Genomic DNA, 19,926 nt, shown 5'->3' on the forward strand with positions numbered 1-19,926 from the left:
TACAAAGGGAAAGGAAAATGGACGTAGCAGGTAATCGCTTCACTGTGGCACAACGCAATCGCACCCCTCGTTTCAAGACCATACCCCTTACATCCATAGCACTCGGCCTGGCCTTATGGCTGGGCCACGGCTCCATGGCCAATGCAGACGACAATCCTTACACCTCGCAGGTATTGGAATCGGCGTTCAGGAAAGCCGTCGCCTTATTCGGCCCTGATACCGCCGTGTACAAAAACCTCAGGTTTGCCTACGCGGATATCGTCGATCTCGCGGCCAAGGATTTCGCTGCCCAGTCCGGCAAGTTCGATTCGGCCCTCAAGCAAAACTACGAGCTGCAACCCGAAAACCTGACCATCGGCGCCATGCTCGGCGACACCCGACGGCCACTGGACTACGCTTCGCGCCTGGATTACTACCGCAGCCAGCTGTTCAACAACAGCGGCCGTTACACCACCAATATCCTCGACTTCTCCAAGGCCATTATCGCCAACTTGCCGGCCGCCAAGCCTTACACCTACGTAGAGCCGGGCGTGAGCAGCAACCTGAGCGGGCAATTGAACGCTGGTCTTTCCTGGGCGGGCGTAACCCGTGACTGGAGTGCCAACGCGCAAACCTGGAAGACGCCGGAGGCCCAGGTCAACTCCGGCCTGGACCGCACCAACGCGTATTACGCCTATGCCTTGGGCATCACCGGCAAGGGGGTCAATGTTGGCGTGCTGGACTCAGGCATCCTCACCGAACACTCCGAGTTCCAGGGCAAGAATGCCCAGGGCCAGGACCGGGTGCAGGCGGTGACCTCCACGGGCGAGTACTACGCCACCCATCCGCGCTACCGCCTTGAAGTGCCCAGCGGCGAGTTCAAGCAGGGTGAGCCTTTCAGTATTCCAGGGGAATACGACCCGGCGTTCAACGACGGGCATGGCACGGAAATGTCCGGGGTGCTGGCCGCCAGCCGCAACGGCACCGGTATGCACGGCATTGCCTTCGACGCCAATCTGTTTGTCGCCAACACCGGCGGCAGCGACAACGACCGCTACCTAGGCTCCAACGACCTCGACTACAACGCGTTCATGGCCAGCTACAACGCCCTGGCGGCGAAGAACGTGGCGATTGTCAATCAGAGCTGGGGGCAGAGCTCGCGCGATGATGTGGAGAACCACTTCGGTAACGTCGGCGACAGCGCCGCGCAAAACCTGCGTGACATGACCGCCGCCTATCGCCCGTTCTGGGACAAGGCTCATGCAGGGCACAAAACCTGGATGGACGCCTTGGCCGACGCGGCCCGTCAGAACACCTTTATCCAGATCATCTCGGCGGGCAACGACAGCCACGGAGCCAACCCGTACACCAACGCGAACCTGCCGTTTTTCAAACCGGATATCGAAGGCAAGTTCCTTTCGATCACGGGCTATGACGAGACCAGCGCCCAGGTCTATAACCGCTGCGGTACGTCCAAGTGGTGGTGCGTGATGGGCGTGTCGGGCATTCCGTCTGCCGGCCCCGAGGGCGAACTCATCCCGAATGCAAACGGCACCTCGGCCGCCGCGCCGAGCGTCTCCGGGGCCTTGGCGCTAGTGATGCAACGCTTCCCCTATATGACGCCCAGCCAGGCGCGGGACGTGTTGCTGACCACCTCCAGCCTGCAAGCGCCGGATGGCCCGGACACGCCGGTTGGCGAACTGACTGGAGGCCGCACCTACGACAACCTGCAACCGGTGCACGATGCCGCGCCGGGTGTCCCACAAGTACCAGGTGTGGTCAGTGGCTGGGGCTTGCCCAACCTGCAAAAAGCCATGCAAGGGCCGGGGCAGTTCCTCGGGGCTGTGGCAGTGGCGTTGCCCAGCGGTACCCGCGATATCTGGGCCAACCCGATTTCCGATGAAGCCATTCGCGCCCGCCGCGTAGAAGGCGCTGCCGAACAGGCGACCTGGGCTGCCACCAAACAGCAAAAAGGCTGGCTCAATGGCCTGCCCGCCAATGCCTCGGCCGATGATCAGTTCGAATACGAGATCGGTCATGCCAGGGAGCAGGCGATGCTCACCCGTGGCCAGGACCTGCTCACCGGCACCCCCTACGTCGGTAGCCTGGTCAAGTCCGGAGACGGCGAGCTGGTATTGGAAGGCCAGAACACCTATTCAGGCAGTACCTGGGTGCGCGGTGGCAAATTGTCGGTGGACGGTGCGTTGACCTCGGCCATGACGGTGGATGGCAGTGCCGTGGGTACGCGTAATGCCGATAACGGCGTGATGACCACACTGGGCGGCACCCTGGCCGGCAACGGCACGGTGGGCGCCTTGACCGTCAACAACGGTGGGCGAGTGGCCCCGGGGCATTCGATTGGCACACTGCGCACCGGCGACGTCACATTCAACCCGGGCTCGGTGTATGCCGTCGAGGTCGGTGCCAATGGCCGCAGCGACAAGTTGCAGAGCAGCGGGGTGGCGATCCTCAATGGCGGTGTGGTGAGCGTGTCCCTGGAGAACAGCCCAAACCTGTTGACCGCCACCGAGGCGCGCAGCTTGCTGGGCCAGCAGTTCACCATCCTCAGCGCCAGCCAGGGTATCAATGGCCAGTTTGCGGCGTTCGCGCCCAACTACCTGTTCATCGGCACGCAACTCGCTTACCAACCGAACCAACTGACCCTTGCGATAGCACGCAACCAGACCACCTTCGCCAGCGTCGCGCAAACCCGCAACGAACGGGCTGTGGCGACGGCGGCCGAGAAGCTGGGCGCCGGCAGTCCGGTTTACGAAAGCCTGTTGGCTTCCGATTCCGCTGCCCAGGCTCGGGATGCATTCAAGCGATTGTCGGGGCAGCTGCATTCTGATGTTGCAGCGGCGCAAATGGCCGACAGTCGATACCTTCGCGAAGCGGTCAATGCTCGTTTGCAACAGGCCCAGGCACTGGATTCCAGCGCGCAGATCGATAGCCATGACAACGGCGGCTGGGTGCAGCTGCTCGGTGGGCGCAATAACGTCAGCGGTGACAACAACGCCAGTGGCTATTCCTCGTCCACCAGTGGGGTGTTGCTGGGGCTGGATACCGAGGTCAGCGACGGCTGGCGCGTGGGGGCGGCGACCGGTTATACCCAGAGCCACCTGAATGGCCAGTCGGCTTCGGCGGACAGCGACAACTATCACCTGTCGGTGTATGGCGGTAAACGCTTCGAGGCGATTGCCTTACGCCTGGGCGGCGCTACCACCTGGCACCGTCTGGATACTTCGCGGCGGGTTGCTTACGCCAACCAGTCGGACTATGCCAAGGCCGATTACAATGCGCGCACCGACCAAGTGTTTGCCGAGATCGGCTACACCCAATGGAACCAATTCGAACCCTTCGCCAACCTCACGTACCTGAACTACCAGAGCGACTCGTTCAAGGAAAAAGGCGGCGCCGCTGCCTTGCACGCCAGCAAACAAAGCCAGGACGCGACGCTATCTACGGTGGGCCTGCGTGCGCATACGCAGTTGCCAGTCAGCTCCACCTTGGCAGTGACGTTGCGCGGTGAGCTGGGTTGGGAGCATCAGTTCGGTGATACCGATCGCGAAGCCTCGCTGAAGTTTGCCGGCAGCGACACTGCTTTTGCCGTTAATAGCGTGCCCGTCGCCCGGGATGGCGCGGTGATCAAGGCCAGTGCGGAAATGGCCTTGACCAAAGACACCCTGGTGTCGCTGAACTACAGCGGCTTGCTGTCCAACCGCGGTAACAACAACGGGATCAACGCCGGGTTTACCTTCCGTTTCTAACCCTGCACTGGTGCCCTGTGGCGAGGGAGCTTGCTCCCGCGCCACAGTCATCTATGGAATAAACAGCCCTGCGCAAATTTGACCTACAGGTTTACAATCGTTGCTCCTGATCAGGAGTATCCCTGTGCTGACTCATCTCGATTCCCAAGGTCGCGCCCACATGGTCGACGTCACTGACAAAGCCGTGACGTTCCGTGAGGCGGTGGCCGAAGCGCGGGTGCGCATGTTGCCCGAAACGCTGACAATGATTGTCGACGGCGCCCATCCCAAAGGCGACGTGTTTGCCGTGGCCCGCATTGCCGGGATCCAGGCAGCGAAAAAAACCAGTGACTTGATTCCCCTTTGCCACCCGTTGATGCTCACCGGCGTCAAGGTGGAGCTGAGTGCCGACGGTGCAGACGCGGTTCGTATCGTGGCGCGCTGCAAACTCTCCGGCCAGACCGGCGTTGAGATGGAAGCCCTGACCGCCGCCAGCGTCGCGGCACTGACGATCTACGACATGTGCAAGGCGGTGGACCGCGGCATGACCATTGAGAGTATTCGCCTGCTGGAAAAGCTGGGCGGTAAGAGCGGGCATTTCAAGGCGGATGAGCAATGAGTATCAACGTACTGTTTTTTGCGCGCTACGCCGAAGCGGTGGGTTTCGACTCGCTGGAGATGGAAGGTGAGTTTGCCAGCGTTGATGCCGTGCGCCTCGCGCTGGCTTCTGACCCGGAATTCGCCGTGCTCAACGAAGCGAGCCTGATGTGTGCGCGCAACGAGGAGTTGTGCAGCCTGGACGAGCCGGTGCAAGCCGGCGATGAAGTCGCTTTCTTCCCACCCGTGACCGGAGGCTGACCATGGCCATTCGTGTGCAGGTCGAAGCCTTTGATCCCGGTGCCGAAGTCAACGCCATGCACGCGGCCAACGTGGGCGTGGGCGCGGTGGTGAGCTTTGTCGGCTATGTACGCGACTTCAATGACGGGCGCGAGGTGGCGGGGATGTTCCTGGAACACTACCCCGGCATGACCGAAAAGGCCCTGGCCAAGATCGCCGTGGAAGCCGAACAGCGCTGGCCGTTACTCAAGCTGGAGGTGCTGCACCGTATCGGCGCGCTGGAACCGGGCGAGCCGATTGTGTTTGTCGGCGCCGCCAGTGCGCATCGGCAGGCAGCGTTTGATGCCTGTGCGTTTGTGATGGATTACTTGAAGACGCGGGCGCCGTTCTGGAAGAAGGAAAACACCAGTGAGGGGCCGCGTTGGGTAGAAGGACGCAGCAGTGACCACGCCGCAGCGGATCGCTGGAAGTAGCCAGCCAGACGCAGAAACCAATGTGGGAGCTGGCTTGCCTGCGATAGCATCACCTCGGCGTGACTGAAAAACCGAGGTGTCTGCATCGCAGGCAAGCCAGCTCCCACACAAGCCCGCTCCCACATTTTTTACCGCATTTCAGCTCAAGGGCGTTTGCGCTCTACTGCGCGCAACAAATGCGTCGGCGGCGTTTCACAGCTGATCTTGCGCCCCAGCAATGCCTCGATGGACGGCAACTGGTACGAGTCATCCTCGCCCGCAAAGCTGATCGACACACCCGCAGCCCCAGCACGCCCGGTACGGCCGATGCGGTGCACGTAGTCGTCCGGTACTTCCGGCAGGGTGAAGTTGATCACGTGGCTGATGCCGTCGATGTGAATACCGCGACCGGCTACATCGGTAGCCACCAGCACGCGGATCTTGCCTTCACGGAAGCCTTCCAGGGTCTTGATGCGTTTGTGCTGCGGCACATCACCCGACAGTTGCGCAGCGTTGACGCCGTCGCGCACCAGGCGTTCTTCGATGCGGCGCACTTCGTCCTTGCGGTTGGCGAATACCATCACGCGCTCCCAACCGTTGTCGTTGACCAGGTTGTAGAGCAGCTTGTACTTGTCGGCACCGGCGACGGCGTAGATATGCTGCTCGACGTTTTCGCTGGCAACGTTGAGTGCTTCGATCTCGACGATGGATGGGTCGGTGGTCCACTGCTTGGCGAGGTTCATCACGTCTTCGGTGAAAGTCGCGGAGAACAGCAGGGTCTGGCGCTCGGTTTTCGGCGGCGTCTGACGAATGATCTGGCGTACTTGCGGGATAAAGCCCATGTCGAGCATGCGGTCGGCTTCGTCCAGCACCATCACTTCGACCATGTCCAGATGCACGTCGCCACGCTGGTTGAAGTCGAGCAGGCGGCCCGGTGTGGCGACGAGGATGTCGCAGTGACGGGCTTCAAGGTGCTTGAGCTGCTTGTCGAAGTCCATGCCGCCCACAAACGTCATGACGTTGAGGCCGGTGTACTTGGTCAGGTCGGCGGCGTCCTTGGCGATCTGCACCACCAGCTCACGGGTCGGGGCGATGATCAGCGCACGCGGTTCACCCATGTAGCGCTCTTTGGGCGGCGGCGTTTGCAGCAGTTGGGTAATGATCGAGATCAGGAACGCGGCGGTCTTGCCGGTGCCGGTCTGGGCACGACCGATGGCGTCTTTGCCCGCCAGGGTGAAGCCCAGCACTTGTGCCTGGATGGGCGTGCAGTACGGGAAACCCAGGTCCTGGATGGCGTGCATCAGTTCCGGGGCCAGTTTGAAATCGTGGAAGCGGGTCTTGCCTTCCTGGGGTTCGACGACGAAGTCTTCGAGTTTCCAGGGGGTCACGGGCGGTTTGGGCGCACGTTCGCGACGGGGCTTGGCCACAGGCGCTGGGGTGGGTGCGGCAGGCTTTACCTGTTCAGGCGGCGTCACCGTGGTTTTGTTCGGTGAGGCGGCGGGCGCGTTCCGGCCGGGCTGTTGACCGTCATTGCGGTTGCCAGGCTTGGGGGCAGGAGCACTGGGAACAGGCGCGAGCGGCTCAGCCTCGCTTTTGCCGAACATCTTCTTGAGTGCTTTGAGCACGGTCATCTCATTAATTGATTAAGGAATGTACGCCGGCCAGTGTAATGCAAGAATCGGGCGCGGCGTAGTGCGTCTGTCATACGGCTACATAAACACGGGATTCAGCGCAGGCGTTCAGTCAGCCAAGTGCCTATATCGTGTATCTCTTGGGGTAACACTTCGTGGCCCATTGGGTATTCCTGCCATGCCACGGTGACACCACGGCTCTTCAAATGCTCGTAGGCGCTGCGGCCCATGGCGTTCTGCACCACTTCGTCGTACTGGCCATGCAGGCAGAGCGTGGGGATGCGTTGCTGGCTGGCGGATAATTGCAGGTCATTATCGAAGGTGGGCGCATAGGTGGAGAGGGCGATCACACCGCCCAAGGGTCCCTCCCATTTCTTGAACGCGGTATGGAAAACCACCGCGCCACCTTGAGAAAAACCGGCGAGGAAAATTCGCGAGGTGTCTATTCCGGTTCTCTGTTGCGCCTCGATCAGGTCTGTGACCATTTTTGCCGACGCTTCCAGTTCTTCCAGGCTGATCGAACGGGCCGGGCTCATGGCCTTGATGTCGTACCAGCTCGGCATCTCGTAGCCGCCGTTAATCGTCACCGGACGCGTGGGCGCCTGGGGCAAAACGAAGCGGGTGGTCAGCAGGGTTTCCTGCAGGGCTTCGGCCACCGGCAGGAAGTCGTAGCGATCGGCGCCCAGGCCATGCAGCCAGATAACGCAGGCGTCTGCGGGCTTGGCGGGCTGAAGAATCAAGGGTTCAGTCATGTCTGCTCCATAGATGTGCGGGCGCTCCGATGAGGTGCGTCGGAACGGTGCGCGACAGGTTGATCTGTTAAGAGAATGTCGCAAGGTTGAATCTTTTGCCATCGAAGCGCAGTTACAGCCACTCGGCCAAGACTCTGGTACGCGCCTTGCTATGTGTAGCTCGATGTCAGAACTCTCCCAGGGCGGTAACACTATCAGTGACTGCCGCTCGTGGGAAAGCAACTGGAATTACCGCAAAAACCTCATGCTGCTTGGCCCCAAAAAAAACCAACACGGGTCGATATCACCTCATAAGGGTGCGCTGAGGTTGGAGCTCCGACACAACAAGAGCAATTGGAGGTTTGTAATGAAGGTATTGAAATCCACCCTGGCCATCGTCTCTGCGGCGGCTGTACTGGGTGTCAGTGGTTTTGCCCAGGCGGGCGCCACCCTGGACGCCGTGCAGAAGAAAGGCTTTGTGCAGTGCGGTGTGAGTGACGGCCTGCCGGGTTTCTCGGTGCCGGATGCCAGCGGCAAGATCCTCGGGATCGACGCTGACTATTGCCGCGCTGTGGCGGCTGCCGTATTTGGCGATGCCACCAAGGTCAAGTTCAGCCAGTTGAACGCCAAGGAGCGTTTCACCGCGCTTCAGTCAGGCGAAGTCGACATCCTGTCGCGCAACACCACCATGACCAGCTCTCGCGATGCGGGCATGGGCCTGAAATTCCCGGGCTTCATTACCTACTACGACGGCATCGGCTTTCTGGTGAACAACAAGCTGGGCGTCAAGAGCGCCAAGGAACTGGACGGTGCAACCATCTGCATCCAGGCCGGTACCACCACCGAGCTGAACGTTTCCGACTATTTCCGCGCTAACAACCTCAAATACACCCCGATCACCTTCGACACCTCCGATGAAAGCGCCAAGTCGCTGGAGTCCGGGCGTTGCGACGTGCTGACGTCCGACAAATCCCAGCTGTTCGCCCAGCGCAGCAAGCTGGCTTCGCCGAAAGACTACGTGGTGCTACCGGAAACCATTTCCAAGGAGCCCCTGGGCCCGGTCGTGCGTAACGGTGATGACGAGTGGCTGGCCATCGTGCGCTGGGTGGGCTACGCCATGCTCAACGCTGAAGAGGCCGGTGTGACCTCCAAGAACGTCGAAGCTGAAGCCAAGGCCACCAAGAACCCGGACGTTGCGCGTCTGCTCGGTGCCGACGGCGAATACGGTAAAGACCTGAAAGTGAAGAAGGACTGGGTGGTACAGATCGTCAAGCAAGTGGGTAACTACGGCGAGATGTTCGAGCGCAACCTGGGCAAGAGCACGCCGCTGGAAATCGACCGTGGCCTGAACGCCCTGTGGAACAACGGCGGCATTCAATACGCACCCCCTGTGCGCTGATCGCTGATGGTTCTGTCACCCGGTAGGCCAACTGCCGGGTGATGTTCTGTTCCATTATTTTCGGGGCACTTCATGCAAAATCAAATCGGCGCACCCAAGCAGAAGCTCAGCTTCAGCGACCCCAAAGTGCGTGCGTGGCTGTTCCAGATCATCACGATCGTGGCGGTGGTCTCGCTGGGCTGGTACCTGTTCCATAACACCCAGACCAACCTGCAACACCGGGGCATCACCTCGGGTTTCGACTTTCTTGAGCGCAGTGCCGGTTTCGGCATCGCGCAGCACTTGATCGATTACACCGAATCGGACAGCTATGCCCGGGTGTTTGTCATCGGCCTGCTCAACACTTTGCTGGTGACCGTCATCGGTGTGGTGCTGGCAACCCTGCTCGGCTTCATCATCGGCGTGGCACGCTTGTCGCCCAACTGGATGATCAACAAGCTGGCGACGGTGTACGTGGAGGTATTCCGCAACATTCCGCCGCTGCTGCAAATCCTGTTCTGGTACTTCGCGGTGTTCCTGACCATGCCAGGGCCGCGCAACAGCCATAACTTCGGTGACACCTTCTTTGTCAGCAGCCGTGGCTTGAACATGCCGGCAGCGCTGGCGTCCGATGGGTTCTGGCCGTTTGTCGCCAGCCTGGCGGTCGCCATCGTTGCCATCGTGCTGATGACTCGCTGGGCCAACAAACGCTTTGAAGCGACGGGGGTTCCTTTCCATAAATTCTGGGCGGGCCTGGCGCTGCTGGTGGTGATTCCGGCGTTGTGCGTGTTGATCTTCGGTACGCCATTGCATTGGGAAATGCCCAAGCTTGCGGGCTTCAACTTTGTCGGTGGCTGGGTGCTGATCCCGGAACTGCTGGCGTTGACCTTGGCGCTGACGGTGTACACGGCGGCATTTATTGCCGAGATCGTGCGCTCGGGCATCAAGTCCGTCAGCCATGGCCAGACCGAAGCGGCACGTTCACTGGGCCTGCGCCCGGGGCCGACGCTGCGCAAGGTCATCATTCCGCAAGCGTTGCGCGTGATCATTCCGCCGCTGACCAGCCAATACCTGAACCTGGCGAAAAACTCGTCGTTGGCCGCCGGTATCGGTTATCCGGAAATGGTTTCGCTGTTTGCCGGCACGGTACTCAACCAGACCGGCCAGGCCATTGAAGTCATTGCCATCACCATGAGCGTGTACCTGGCGATCAGCATCAGCATTTCCCTGCTGATGAACTGGTACAACAAGCGCATTGCGCTGATCGAGCGGTGAGGACACACCCATGACTACGCATACGTTCAAACCTGACATGCCACCGCCGAGCAAAGTCTTCGGGCCGGTGGCCTGGATGCGCGCCAACTTGTTCTCGAGCTGGCTCAATACACTGCTGACCTTGCTGGCGATCTACCTGGTGTACCTGGTGGTGCCACCGATCCTGCACTGGGCCATCCTCGATGCCAACTGGGTGGGCACCACCCGCGCCGACTGCACCAAGGAGGGCGCCTGTTGGGTGTTTATCCAACAGCGCTTCGGGCAGTTCATGTATGGCTATTACCCCGTCGACCTGCGCTGGCGCGTGGACATGACGGTGTGGCTGGCCATCGTGGGCGTGGCGCCGTTGTTCATCTCGCGTTTCCCACGCAAGGCGATCTATGGCCTGGGCTTTTTGGTGCTGTACCCGATCATTGCCTACTGCTTGCTGCATGGCGGCGTGTTCGGGCTGAGCAACGTGGCGACCAGCCAGTGGGGCGGCCTGATGCTGACCCTGGTGATCGCCACCGTGGGCATCGCCGGCGCCTTGCCGCTGGGCATTGTGCTGGCGCTGGGACGGCGTTCGAACATGCCGGCCATTCGGGTGGTCTGCGTGACCTTCATCGAGTTCTGGCGCGGCGTGCCGTTGATCACCGTGCTGTTCATGTCTTCGGTGATGCTGCCGCTGTTCCTGCCCGAAGGCATGAACTTCGACAAGCTGCTGCGGGCGCTGATCGGTGTGATCCTGTTCCAGTCGGCCTATGTGGCCGAAGTGGTGCGCGGTGGTTTGCAGGCGATTCCCAAGGGCCAATATGAAGCCGCTGCGGCGATGGGTCTGGGCTACTGGCGCAGCATGGGCCTGGTGATCTTGCCGCAAGCCTTGAAGATGGTGATCCCTGGGATCGTCAACACCTTCATTGCCCTGTTCAAGGACACCAGCCTTGTGATCATCATCGGCCTGTTCGACCTGCTCAACAGCGTCAAGCAAGCCGCCGCCGACCCCAAATGGCTGGGCATGGCCACCGAAGGCTATGTGTTCGCCGCCCTGGTGTTCTGGATTTTCTGTTTTGGTATGTCGCGCTATTCCATGCATCTGGAACGCAAGCTCGACACTGGCCACAAGCGTTAGGAGTTTTTTGATGAGCGAAGCAATCAAACAGCCTGTGAGCCCTGAAGGCATTATCCAGATGCAGGGCGTCAACAAGTGGTACGGCCAGTTCCACGTGTTGAAAGACATCAACCTCAACGTCAAGCAGGGCGAGCGTATCGTGCTGTGCGGCCCGTCGGGCTCGGGCAAGTCCACCACCATCCGCTGCCTCAACCGCCTGGAAGAGCACCAGCAAGGCCGCATCGTGGTCGATGGCGTGGAGCTGACCAATGACCTCAAGCAGATCGAAGCGATCCGCCGCGAAGTCGGTATGGTGTTCCAGCACTTCAATCTGTTCCCGCATTTGACCATCCTGCAAAACTGCACGCTGGCGCCGATGTGGGTGCGCAAGATGCCCAAGCGCAAGGCCGAGGAAATCGCCATGCACTACCTGGAGCGTGTGCGCATTCCGGAGCAGGCCCACAAGTTTCCCGGGCAGCTTTCAGGTGGCCAGCAACAGCGTGTGGCGATTGCCCGCGCGCTGTGTATGAAACCCAAAATCATGCTGTTCGACGAGCCGACGTCTGCGCTGGACCCGGAGATGGTCAAAGAGGTACTGGACACCATGATCGGCCTGGCCGAAGACGGCATGACCATGTTGTGCGTGACCCACGAAATGGGCTTTGCCCGCACAGTGGCCAATCGCGTGATCTTCATGGACAAGGGCGAGATCGTCGAGCAGGCGGCGCCGAATGACTTCTTTGATAACCCGCAGAATGAGCGGACCAAGTTGTTCTTGAGCCAGATACTGCATTGATGGAAGGTTAAAAAACAAACCCGGCCTGGAGCCGGGTTTGTTTTTTGCCTGTTGATCTGCATCAGGATGCTTGGGCCGCACGTTGTTGCTGATCTTTTGCAATGAGTAGGCGATTGAGGTCTTCTCCGACATTGAGCGCCTCGATCTCGGCCAGCAGATGCGGATGCTTATCCAGTAGGCGCATGAGTGTAAACAATGGTTCAGGAGGGAAAACCTCAGCCCTTTCGTAGCGAGAAAATGAGTTTTGCCCGCGCACAGTCAACAGCTTCACTGCCTCCTTCTGAGTGAGGTGCAGTTTGCGACGGATTCGCTTCATTTCAGCCGCGATGACTTTTCTGCCATCAATCAATAATTGGTCACTGGCATCGGAATAACGCTCTGCGCTGTCATCGTCATGATCGAATTCGATTTCCTTACAAACCTGGCATTCCCAGCCCGCGATGTTTGGAATGTCGCGCATCATGCCGCGTGTGTTGATGGTGAAGGTGCGACCTGCGAAATACTGCATTCCATCATGGGTTCCGCAATTCACGCATTGTTGGGTTTTCATAAGGTTTTCTCCTTGAAGGAGATTACGGGAGCTTCGCCGCCTGGGCGGTGAGTCACCTTGATGTAAATCTCCGTACCGTACATCTTGATCAGATAGACGTCCTGCCATATCCGGTGGTCTGCATAGGTTGTCATCGATTTGTACAACATTCGCGTTTCAAGGGCGCAGACCGCCAACCGCATCTGGCCGATGCTCAATTCAAGTTGACGAGCGCTCTCCCGCGCAGTTGCCGTAAAGGCTCTGTGGCCCAGCCGGATGACTTGCGCCTTGATCAAGGCCAGATCGTAATGAGGTGTGTACTTTTCCATAAGACACCTGAGTCCAATAATTACCCTCTGAGGGTAATTTTACCAATCGAAAATACTGCTCCTTTCCCTGCCTAAAAACCCTAGTGCGTTGCCTTTGTAGGCGACTCCCAATAGGCTGTAGGAAAATTCATCCTATGATTGGACGAAAGCGTAAAGCCCATGACAGACATTGCCCCGCTGATCAAACGCTCCCTGGTTGACCAGACGCTGGAACAACTACGTCTGCGCATTGCCCAGGGTGTGTGGGCCGTTGGCGAACGCCTGCCCACCGAGCCCGAACTGTGCGCCGAACTGGGGATCAGCCGTAACACAGTGCGTGAAGCCATGCGCGTGTTGGCATTCTCCGGGTTGATCGAAATCCGCCAGGGCGACGGCAGTTATCTGCGCTCGATGACCGACCCGTTGGGCACGATGCGTGCGTTGTCTCATTGCACCCTGGGGCAGGCGCAGGAGACGCGGCAGATTCTGGAAGTGGAAGCCATCGGCCTTGCTGCGCAACGCCGTACTGCAAGTGACCTGCGAGCATTGCGCACAGCGCTGGATGCCAGCGCCGCGCTGTATCAGGGCGACCTCGAGGCCTATATCAGCGCCGACCTGGCGTTTCACCAACGCTTGGTGGACGCCGCACACAATCCGGCGTTGAGCGAGCTGTATCAGTATTTCTCCGCTATCGTCGGCGCGCAGTTGCGCCAGACCCTGAACCTTTCACCGCGTCGCCAGGCCGTGTTCGACTTGCACGTTGCCCTGCTTGACGCCGTGGAGCAGCAAGACCCCGAACGTGCCAAATCCCTCTGCCGGCAGTTGATCAATGAACCCTGAAACCCAACGCACGCCCGAACTTGAAGAGTTGTTGATTGACGCCGAGGCCGATGACGACGAGGTGCAGCACAGCCACCCGCGGGTGAGCCGGCCCTGGTTGCTGTTGCTGGGCCTGATCCTGGTCGCGCTCAACTTGCGCCCGGCCTTGTCGAGCCTGTCGCCGCTGTTGGCCGACGTCTCCAGCAGCCTGGGCCTGTCGGCCGCCCAAGCCGGTTTACTGACCACCCTGCCGGTGTTGTGCCTGGGCCTGTTCGCGCCCATGGCGCCGATCCTGGCCCGACGCTTTGGGGCTGAGCGGGTGGTGTTCGGCATCTTGCTGACCCTGGCTGGCGGGATCATCCTGCGCAGTTCATTCGGGGAAGTGGGCCTGTTTGCCGGCAGCCTGATCGTCGGCGCCAGCATTGGCATCATCGGCGTATTGCTGCCGGGTATCGTCAAGCGCGACTTCGCCGCACGTGCGGGCGCCATGACCGGCGTCTACACCATGGCCCTGTGCCTGGGCGCCGCATTGGCGGCAGGGGCCACGGTACCCTTGAGTCATTACTTCGGCGACAGTTGGCCCCTTGGTCTGGGGTTCTGGATTCTGCCAGCGCTGTTGGCGGCGTTGTTCTGGTTGCCGCAAGTGGGGCAGAAGCACGGCGCCCATCGCGTCGCTTACCGTGTGAAGGGGCTACTACGTGACCCGTTGGCCTGGCAAGTGACCTTGTACATGGGCCTGCAATCGTCCCTGGCCTACATCGTGTTCGGCTGGTTGCCGTCGATCCTGATCGGCCGTGGCCTGAGTGCCACAGAGGCGGGATTGGCGTTGTCCGGCTCGATCATTGTGCAGTTGTTCAGTTCCCTGGCCGCGCCATGGCTGGCTACCCGTGGCAAGGACCAGCGCCTGGCGATCGTGGTGGTGATGCTGCTGACCCTCGGCGGCCTGTTCGGCTGCCTGTATGCGCCGCTGGACGGTTTGTGGGGTTGGGCGATTCTGCTCGGTCTGGGGCAGGGCGGTACCTTCAGCCTGGCGCTGACCTTGATTGTGCTGCGCTCGCGTGACGCTCACGTAGCCGCCAACCTGTCGAGCATGGCCCAGGGGATCGGTTATACCCTGGCGTCCCTTGGCCCTTTCGCTGTGGGCGTGGTGCATGACTGGACCGGCGGCTGGACGGCCATCGGCTGGATCTTCGCAGTGGTCGGCCTCGGCGCCATCGTGGCGGGCCTGGGCGCCGGACGTGCGCGCTACGTGCACGTCACCTGTGAGAAGGTCTAGAGATAAACCACTTCCAGCGTGGCCGAGCCGTCAATCGGGGTTTGCGTGCTCAAGTCCAGATGCTTGCGAGCATTGATCACGGTCTGCACCGTGACGTGGCTGCCTATTATGCCAATGGCGGTGGGGCCGCTGACGCTGCCCTCGCTCGACGTAAAGCCCAGGTAGCTGCGGGAACCGATGTCGATGGGGTTGAGGTTGGACGTGCGCCATGCCAGACCCCCGGTGGTGGATTCGGTGCCGTAGAGTTGCCCGTTGTTGCTGGCCTGGGTTTGCCGAGGATCGAAGGTCATGGAGTAGACGCCCAGGGGCGTGCCGTTGCTGTCGAAACCCAGCCCGTAGTAAATCTCGCTTTCGACCAGGGTCGAGTCGCTGCGGTTGTCTTGCATGCGCAGGGCATAACGTACCGGGCCGGTACACGCCATGCCGAAGAACAGAGTCTTGGCGGGAAGACGGGTGCGGGTTTCCAGGTTCAAGTCTTGTTGAGATATTTTGCCGTAGTCAATCAGGCCGCCGTTTGACAGTTGCGGCAGGCACGCGGCGGGCGTGACCAGCCCCTGGACGCTGAGGTCCACCGTCGAGGCCGCCAGCGCCGCCTGGGTGCTGGTCAATAATAGAAGGCTGCAAAGGGCAGGAATTTTCATGGTACGCACTCCTACAAGTAAATGATTTCGAGGGTGCCGGACCCATTGATACGCACGACATCGCGCAGATCCAGCGATTGGATGGGGGCCAGGTACGTCTTGATGCGCATCGTGCCGGTCAGGACCTGTATGGCGAGCGGGCCCGTAGTCACGCCGGTCTTGTCGGTAAAGCCCATGAGGCTGTTGGCAGCCATGGGGATCTGCCGCGCAGTCGAACTGCTCCAGGCTGCGCCATTGCTGGTGGAGTCGGTGCGGTACAGCGTGGACACACTGTCGGCGCTGAATTCCGCTGGGTCGACCGTCAGGTAGAAACGTCCGATTTTGTTGTTGCTGGCGTCCAGGTCCAGGCCATAGGCCGTTTCATCGGTGCCGCCGGTAGCCGAGCCATCGCGATTGTCTTTCATGCGCAGGCCGAAGCGGGCCGGAGCATCGCAGGTCACGCTCAGGCGTACGGTGCGCGTCGGTAGCGGTGTTTCGTGGGTGGCACTCAGATCCTTGGCGTACAGCGTGCCGTAGTCCACGACGCCCTGGTCCGACAGTGTCGGTTGGCAGGCGGTCGGCGCGAAGTGGGCGCGCAACGTGAGGTCGCGGTAACGCCCGCTTGCGCTGTGGTACATCATCCCGCTGACTTCCCAGGTGGTGGCGTCGCGTACCTGGGTGGCGGCCGGGTCGGCCCAGGCGCGCAGAGTCAACTGCAACGCCAGGGTTTTCCCCTGCAATACCGTGCCTTGGTGCAGCGGCACGATGCCATGGTCGGGCCGCCATTCCAGCACGCTGGCGCTGCTCACCGGCGCCTGGCCTGCGCCGGGCAACAAGCCCAGTTCCACCGCCCGGCCGTCGAGTACGGCGTTGCCGACTTCGATGGCGTAGCTGCCGTTGGGAGTGAATTGCAGGCGTTGCGCGGAGGCGGCGGTACCGCGATAAAACAGGCTCAGGTCCTGGGCCTGGGGGCAGGTGAACGTCAGGCTCAAACGGCGCTCGCCGAGCAGGCGTTGCGGCGCGCTGTCGCTTTGCGCCAGGCGACTCATCAAGCCCAAATCCACCAGCGGTTCGCTGAGGTTGAATTGGCATTCCTCAAAGGCTTGAGCAGTGCCGGCAAACGCGAGCAATAACCCCAGGCTCACGTAGCGCAAACAGGTTGCAGGGTGCATGGCAGTAGTCCTCATGGTGTGTGGCAACGAGCAGGTGCGGTTTCGAAATACACCGTGGGGTCGGCTTTTGCCGGCAGTTGGTAGCGCAATTCACAGCGTTTGCCTTGGGAGGTGGTGATCCACAGCGCTCCTTGGTCCAGCACATTGGGCAGGAACACCTGGCTGGCGTCCTGCACCAAGGTGATGAACTCACCTGTGTTCGTCGTAACGGAGGCTCCCACCGGCATGGGGTTTCCCTTATCGTCGCTGACGGTGAGCAGCATGCGGCGGGTCAGGCCCACGCCGAACTCGACCCGATCGACAGCGCCACGCCCGGCCGAGATCACGGCCAGGCCATTGTTGATATCGGCGTTGCGCGGTAGCGAGCGGGTCTGCACTTCCACTGGGCTGCGCCCGTAGGCGGCCACCTGCGGCACCACGGCCTGGCCTTGCCAGTCGGTCCAGACCGGGCCACTGGGGGTGCTGAGCTTGATGCCGCTCATGTCGCCGACGGATACCAGAGCGAAGGTGTCGCGCACCGGGTAGGGGGTAAATGTCATGCCGTCGCCATGCACGACTACACCGCCGCGGGCGCCGCCCTGGTAGCTCGAACGCTCGGCATCGGAGCGGCTGTAGCTCAAGTCGAGTTGGGTATAGCGCGGCAATGCCGAAACGCCCACGCTGGTTTCCACCTGATGGTCACTGCTGTCGTGTTCGGCGCTGACGCGGTAGCTCAGTTGGTCGTCGATCTGTTCGGTCAGGCCCAGGCCGGTACGGTTTTGGCCGCCGGAGTTGCGCACCCAACTGCGCAGCCGGCGGCTTTCGCCCAACGGCACGCTGACAGTGAGGTAGACCGCGTTGTCCTGTTGCTGGCGTCCGCCCATCTGCCACTCGGCGCTGGCCGATAACGAGACTGCGCCAATGCTCGTGCCCCACGCTGCGAGCGCGCGGCTGCTGCTGTTGCCCTCGAAGGTACTCGAACGTGAAACGCCGGCGCTGAATGCGCCCAACTGCGGATGTGACCACCCCAGGTTGATACTTTGTTGATCGCGATAGCGTGAGTTGCGCTGACTGTCGTCGCGCTCGTAGGTGCTTTCCTCCAGTTCGCGGTAGCCGCTGCTGCGCCAGGAGTTGGCGGCGCTGAACGACCAGCGCTCGCTCAGGCGCTGTGACCAGGAAAGATCAGTCTGCACGCCCGAGACTTTTTCCCACGACTGGGTGTTGGACAATTGGGTAGACACTTGGATCTGACTGTCCAGCCACGGCAGCCAGCCCAGGCTGGCGCCCGCCGAGCGATACTCGCCGGTCGCCAGCACGCCAGTGCCCAGGGTCAGTTGCGGATGCAAGTTCCCGGTCCAACCGGCGCTGACCACCCACGGCGCCTCTGCCTCGGCCCCGCCGACGTTACGTACGCGCCCCGCTGCGACCGAATAGCCGGGTGCAGGCAGGCCGAGACCGAGCATGGCGGCGGGTACGGTGAAACGTCGTTCCCCGCCGACACTTTCCTTGACCGTAACTTCGACGTCCGAACGTGTATTCAAACGGCGTACATCGTTCAGCACAAACGGCCCGGCAGGCACCACGGTGGAGTGAATCAGCGCGCCGTTCTGGCGCACTTCTACCTGTGCCGGGCTGTTGGCGATCCCCTGGATTTGCGCGCCCTGGCCTTGCTCCTGAAGGGCCTGCTCGGTCAGCACCTGGACGCCGGTGATTTGTGCGCCAGACAACACCGGGTTATAGAGGTTGATCTGCCCGGCCTGCAGCACTGCCTGATGGCTGGCGAAGGTCCGTTGCGCATAGGCCTCCAAGTGGGTGCTGCGCGATAAGCCATCCTGCCAGGTCTGTACCTGGCGGCTGCGCACGATCCAGTCGCCGGCGTTGAAGCCGACTTCGGTATTGGCTGAACCAAACCGGCTGGCGTCTTCGCCGAAGCGGTTGTAGAACCCGCTCAGGTCGTAGTTGAGCATTCCGGCAAACCCGCCGGTCTGGTAGCCCGAGATGTCCTGTTGCACGGGGCGCAGTGCTTCGGTGGGCACGACCAGTGCCAACGTCAGTGTCGACGGGTCCGGTTCCACCAGGCTTTGCGGATACCGCACGAGAAAATCCTGACAACCTACGGGGTCAGCGGGTATCACCAGGTTGGCGGCGTCCAGCAACGCACGGTCCAGGCAGGGGGTGCCCTGTTGATCGAAACTGACCTCCAGGCGTCCCCGGCGCAGGCCATTGACCCGCAGGTTGACGCTATGACGCCCGGCGGCAAAGCGCGGGGTTGCCAGCAGCAGGCTGGCCAACTGTGGATCGATGCCGCGCTGATGCAAGGTCTGGGCGTCGAAGCCTGCGGGGCTGGTGTCGTCGGCCCACGCCTTGTCCGGCATAAGCGCATACAGCAGCAACACCAGCGGCAAGGCTGGGCGAATGGGCACGGCTTCGCCGTCACGGTAACTCAATACTGTTTTCACGCAAGGTACTCGCTTAGTGAACGCACAGCCCTCATTTGGTTCGGGGCTTTGGGCGTTCTGGTGACGGTCGATAAGCCGTCACTTCGTTATCCAGGCGGCGGTCTTGGCGACGCCTGTGGTTTTCTGTCAGAGGGTGATGGGGGCGTCGTAGGCCTTGACCGCAAACCCGTACACAGTGGCCGGTTGCAGCCTCACCGTCTTGGCTTGGCCACCGCTGGCCGGCACGCTCAAGGCTTCACCTGGCAGCACGTAGGTGCGCGGCAGCATCGCCTTGCCGTCGCCGGGCAACAACTGCAGCTCCTGTGCCAGGCGCACCACATAGGGCGTGTCATTACGCACCTGCAATTGGCCGTCGCGCAGGGTCCATGTCAGGCCGGTCCAGGGGCTGCGATTGGGTGCCAGGCCCTTGGGATGCACAATCACCGGCAGGTTCTGGCGCACGGTCACGCCCACGCGGGCATGACCGGCGGCAGTGGCTGCGCGGCCCTGGGGCATGCCTTCGAACACGGCGCGTTTGAGCCGCTGGGTGAGCAACGGTTTTTGGTTTTGCAGAATAAAGCGCACCAACTGGGATTTGGACGCTTCGACTCGGGACAGCGGCGGCGTCACCACCAGCAGGGGTTCGGTGTCTTCCGGAATATCCTGCAAGGTCACATGCAACAGCGAAAGCTGGCCGTCGGAATTGGTCACCGAGACGGAAGCTTCACCATCGGCCTCGTGGACGATCACCACGGATGTGTCCGGGACCATGCCGTCAGCCTTTGCTTGATTGCCGAATATCAGCAGCAGGGCAATAAGGCCGAACGCGGTGTTTGAGCATGTCATCGTCATGATGGGTTTTCCATTAGGCGA

Annotated in this window: 18 protein-coding genes; 10 read left to right on the forward strand and 8 right to left on the reverse strand. The window is 61.1% G+C overall.

What is annotated here, in order from left to right; genetic code table 11:
• The first annotated feature begins 17 nt into the window (after positions 1-17).
• The 4 genes from CLM72_RS05415 (at position 18) to moaE (ending at position 5,035) form a co-directional block, all read left to right on the forward strand.
• Positions 18-3,746 (forward strand): autotransporter domain-containing protein, encoded by a 3,729-nt coding sequence (locus CLM72_RS05415; RefSeq protein WP_105225832.1) that lies wholly within the window; start codon positions 18-20, stop codon positions 3,744-3,746.
• A gap of 124 nt (positions 3,747-3,870) precedes the next feature.
• The gene (gene moaC / locus CLM72_RS05420; protein WP_105225833.1) at positions 3,871-4,344 is read left to right on the forward strand and encodes a cyclic pyranopterin monophosphate synthase MoaC; all 474 of its coding nucleotides are present in this window, start codon (positions 3,871-3,873) and stop codon (positions 4,342-4,344) included.
• A complete protein-coding gene (moaD, locus tag CLM72_RS05425; protein WP_073524183.1) occupies positions 4,341-4,583 on the forward strand; it encodes a molybdopterin converting factor subunit 1 in 243 nt (80 codons plus the stop codon). The genes moaC and moaD overlap by 4 nt, the downstream gene beginning before the upstream one ends.
• A gap of 2 nt (positions 4,584-4,585) precedes the next feature.
• Positions 4,586-5,035: a molybdopterin synthase catalytic subunit MoaE gene (gene moaE, locus CLM72_RS05430; RefSeq protein WP_105225834.1), complete on the forward strand. Its 450-nt coding sequence runs from the start codon at positions 4,586-4,588 to the stop codon at positions 5,033-5,035.
• 143 nt (positions 5,036-5,178) lie between these two features.
• On the opposite strand, the gene rhlB is transcribed toward moaE, so the two are convergent.
• Entirely contained in the window at positions 5,179-6,645 is a 1,467-nt protein-coding gene (gene rhlB / locus CLM72_RS05435; RefSeq protein ID WP_105225835.1) for an ATP-dependent RNA helicase RhlB, read from the reverse strand.
• 95 nt (positions 6,646-6,740) lie between these two features.
• Positions 6,741-7,397, reverse strand: a complete 657-nt coding sequence (locus tag CLM72_RS05440) for an alpha/beta hydrolase (RefSeq protein WP_105225836.1) — start codon at positions 7,395-7,397, stop codon at positions 6,741-6,743.
• 346 nt (positions 7,398-7,743) lie between these two features.
• Between CLM72_RS05440 and CLM72_RS05445 the strand changes: the two genes are divergently transcribed.
• The 4 genes from CLM72_RS05445 (at position 7,744) to CLM72_RS05460 (ending at position 11,912) form a co-directional block, all read left to right on the forward strand.
• On the forward strand, positions 7,744-8,775 hold the full coding sequence (locus tag CLM72_RS05445; protein ID WP_034128697.1) for an amino acid ABC transporter substrate-binding protein: 1,032 nt from the start codon (positions 7,744-7,746) through the stop codon (positions 8,773-8,775).
• 72 nt (positions 8,776-8,847) lie between these two features.
• Entirely contained in the window at positions 8,848-10,029 is a 1,182-nt protein-coding gene (locus CLM72_RS05450; RefSeq protein WP_105225837.1) for an amino acid ABC transporter permease, read from the forward strand.
• Between the two features lie 10 nt (positions 10,030-10,039).
• Positions 10,040-11,137 carry an amino acid ABC transporter permease gene (locus tag CLM72_RS05455; protein ID WP_014717022.1) on the forward strand — a complete coding sequence of 366 codons (1,098 nt, stop codon included), beginning with the start codon at positions 10,040-10,042 and terminating at the stop codon, positions 11,135-11,137.
• Between the two features lie 10 nt (positions 11,138-11,147).
• Positions 11,148-11,912, forward strand: a complete 765-nt coding sequence (locus CLM72_RS05460) for an amino acid ABC transporter ATP-binding protein (RefSeq protein ID WP_010444394.1) — start codon at positions 11,148-11,150, stop codon at positions 11,910-11,912.
• A gap of 61 nt (positions 11,913-11,973) precedes the next feature.
• Here the strand turns inward: CLM72_RS05460 and CLM72_RS05465 are convergent, their stop codons facing one another.
• Entirely contained in the window at positions 11,974-12,462 is a 489-nt protein-coding gene (locus CLM72_RS05465) for a type II toxin-antitoxin system MqsA family antitoxin (RefSeq protein ID WP_105225838.1), read from the reverse strand.
• Positions 12,459-12,770 (reverse strand): type II toxin-antitoxin system MqsR family toxin, encoded by a 312-nt coding sequence (locus CLM72_RS05470; RefSeq protein ID WP_054897719.1) that lies wholly within the window; start codon positions 12,768-12,770, stop codon positions 12,459-12,461. The genes CLM72_RS05465 and CLM72_RS05470 overlap by 4 nt, the downstream gene beginning before the upstream one ends.
• A gap of 159 nt (positions 12,771-12,929) precedes the next feature.
• Between CLM72_RS05470 and CLM72_RS05475 the strand changes: the two genes are divergently transcribed.
• Entirely contained in the window at positions 12,930-13,589 is a 660-nt protein-coding gene (locus tag CLM72_RS05475) for a FadR/GntR family transcriptional regulator (RefSeq protein WP_105225839.1), read from the forward strand.
• Positions 13,579-14,844, forward strand: a complete 1,266-nt coding sequence (locus CLM72_RS05480) for a CynX/NimT family MFS transporter (RefSeq protein ID WP_105225840.1) — start codon at positions 13,579-13,581, stop codon at positions 14,842-14,844. Before CLM72_RS05475 ends, CLM72_RS05480 begins: the two co-directional genes overlap by 11 nt.
• Here the strand turns inward: CLM72_RS05480 and CLM72_RS05485 are convergent.
• The 4 genes from CLM72_RS05485 to CLM72_RS05500 form a co-directional block, all read right to left on the reverse strand.
• Entirely contained in the window at positions 14,841-15,485 is a 645-nt protein-coding gene (locus tag CLM72_RS05485; protein WP_105225841.1) for a DUF1120 domain-containing protein, read from the reverse strand. The genes CLM72_RS05480 and CLM72_RS05485 overlap by 4 nt on opposite strands.
• An 11-nt stretch (positions 15,486-15,496) precedes the next feature.
• Positions 15,497-16,636: a DUF1120 domain-containing protein gene (locus tag CLM72_RS05490; protein ID WP_177430927.1), complete on the reverse strand. Its 1,140-nt coding sequence runs from the start codon at positions 16,634-16,636 to the stop codon at positions 15,497-15,499.
• Between the two features lie 11 nt (positions 16,637-16,647).
• Positions 16,648-19,062, reverse strand: a complete 2,415-nt coding sequence (locus CLM72_RS05495; RefSeq protein ID WP_105229083.1) for a fimbria/pilus outer membrane usher protein — start codon at positions 19,060-19,062, stop codon at positions 16,648-16,650.
• A gap of 138 nt (positions 19,063-19,200) precedes the next feature.
• Complete coding sequence (locus tag CLM72_RS05500; protein ID WP_105225842.1) at positions 19,201-19,905, reverse strand: fimbria/pilus chaperone family protein; 705 nt, start codon at positions 19,903-19,905, stop codon at positions 19,201-19,203.
• Positions 19,906-19,926: the final 21 nt, after the last annotated feature.

Source organism: Pseudomonas sp. MYb193 (assembly GCF_002966775.1).
GTDB classification, from domain to species: Bacteria; Pseudomonadota; Gammaproteobacteria; order Pseudomonadales; family Pseudomonadaceae; genus Aquipseudomonas; species Aquipseudomonas paracarnis.

Excerpts from the sequence above, each read along its gene's own strand:
- CLM72_RS05480 (WP_105225840.1), top strand. The coding sequence starts at position 13,579 with ATGAACCCTGAAACCCAACGCACGCCCGAACTTGAAGAGTTGTTGATT.
- moaD (WP_073524183.1), top strand. The coding sequence starts at position 4,341 with ATGAGTATCAACGTACTGTTTTTTGCGCGCTACGCCGAAGCGGTGGGT.
- CLM72_RS05470 (WP_054897719.1), bottom strand. The coding sequence starts at position 12,770 with ATGGAAAAGTACACACCTCATTACGATCTGGCCTTGATCAAGGCGCAA.
- moaE (WP_105225834.1), top strand. The coding sequence starts at position 4,586 with ATGGCCATTCGTGTGCAGGTCGAAGCCTTTGATCCCGGTGCCGAAGTC.
- CLM72_RS05500 (WP_105225842.1), bottom strand. The coding sequence starts at position 19,905 with ATGACGATGACATGCTCAAACACCGCGTTCGGCCTTATTGCCCTGCTG.
- CLM72_RS05465 (WP_105225838.1), bottom strand. The coding sequence starts at position 12,462 with ATGAAAACCCAACAATGCGTGAATTGCGGAACCCATGATGGAATGCAG.
- CLM72_RS05440 (WP_105225836.1), bottom strand. The coding sequence starts at position 7,397 with ATGACTGAACCCTTGATTCTTCAGCCCGCCAAGCCCGCAGACGCCTGC.
- CLM72_RS05485 (WP_105225841.1), bottom strand. The coding sequence starts at position 15,485 with ATGAAAATTCCTGCCCTTTGCAGCCTTCTATTATTGACCAGCACCCAG.
- CLM72_RS05475 (WP_105225839.1), top strand. The coding sequence starts at position 12,930 with ATGACAGACATTGCCCCGCTGATCAAACGCTCCCTGGTTGACCAGACG.
- CLM72_RS05415 (WP_105225832.1), top strand. The coding sequence starts at position 18 with ATGGACGTAGCAGGTAATCGCTTCACTGTGGCACAACGCAATCGCACC.
- CLM72_RS05490 (WP_177430927.1), bottom strand. The coding sequence starts at position 16,636 with ATGCACCCTGCAACCTGTTTGCGCTACGTGAGCCTGGGGTTATTGCTC.
- CLM72_RS05450 (WP_105225837.1), top strand. The coding sequence starts at position 8,848 with ATGCAAAATCAAATCGGCGCACCCAAGCAGAAGCTCAGCTTCAGCGAC.
- CLM72_RS05455 (WP_014717022.1), top strand. The coding sequence starts at position 10,040 with ATGACTACGCATACGTTCAAACCTGACATGCCACCGCCGAGCAAAGTC.
- CLM72_RS05460 (WP_010444394.1), top strand. The coding sequence starts at position 11,148 with ATGAGCGAAGCAATCAAACAGCCTGTGAGCCCTGAAGGCATTATCCAG.
- CLM72_RS05445 (WP_034128697.1), top strand. The coding sequence starts at position 7,744 with ATGAAGGTATTGAAATCCACCCTGGCCATCGTCTCTGCGGCGGCTGTA.
- rhlB (WP_105225835.1), bottom strand. The coding sequence starts at position 6,645 with ATGACCGTGCTCAAAGCACTCAAGAAGATGTTCGGCAAAAGCGAGGCT.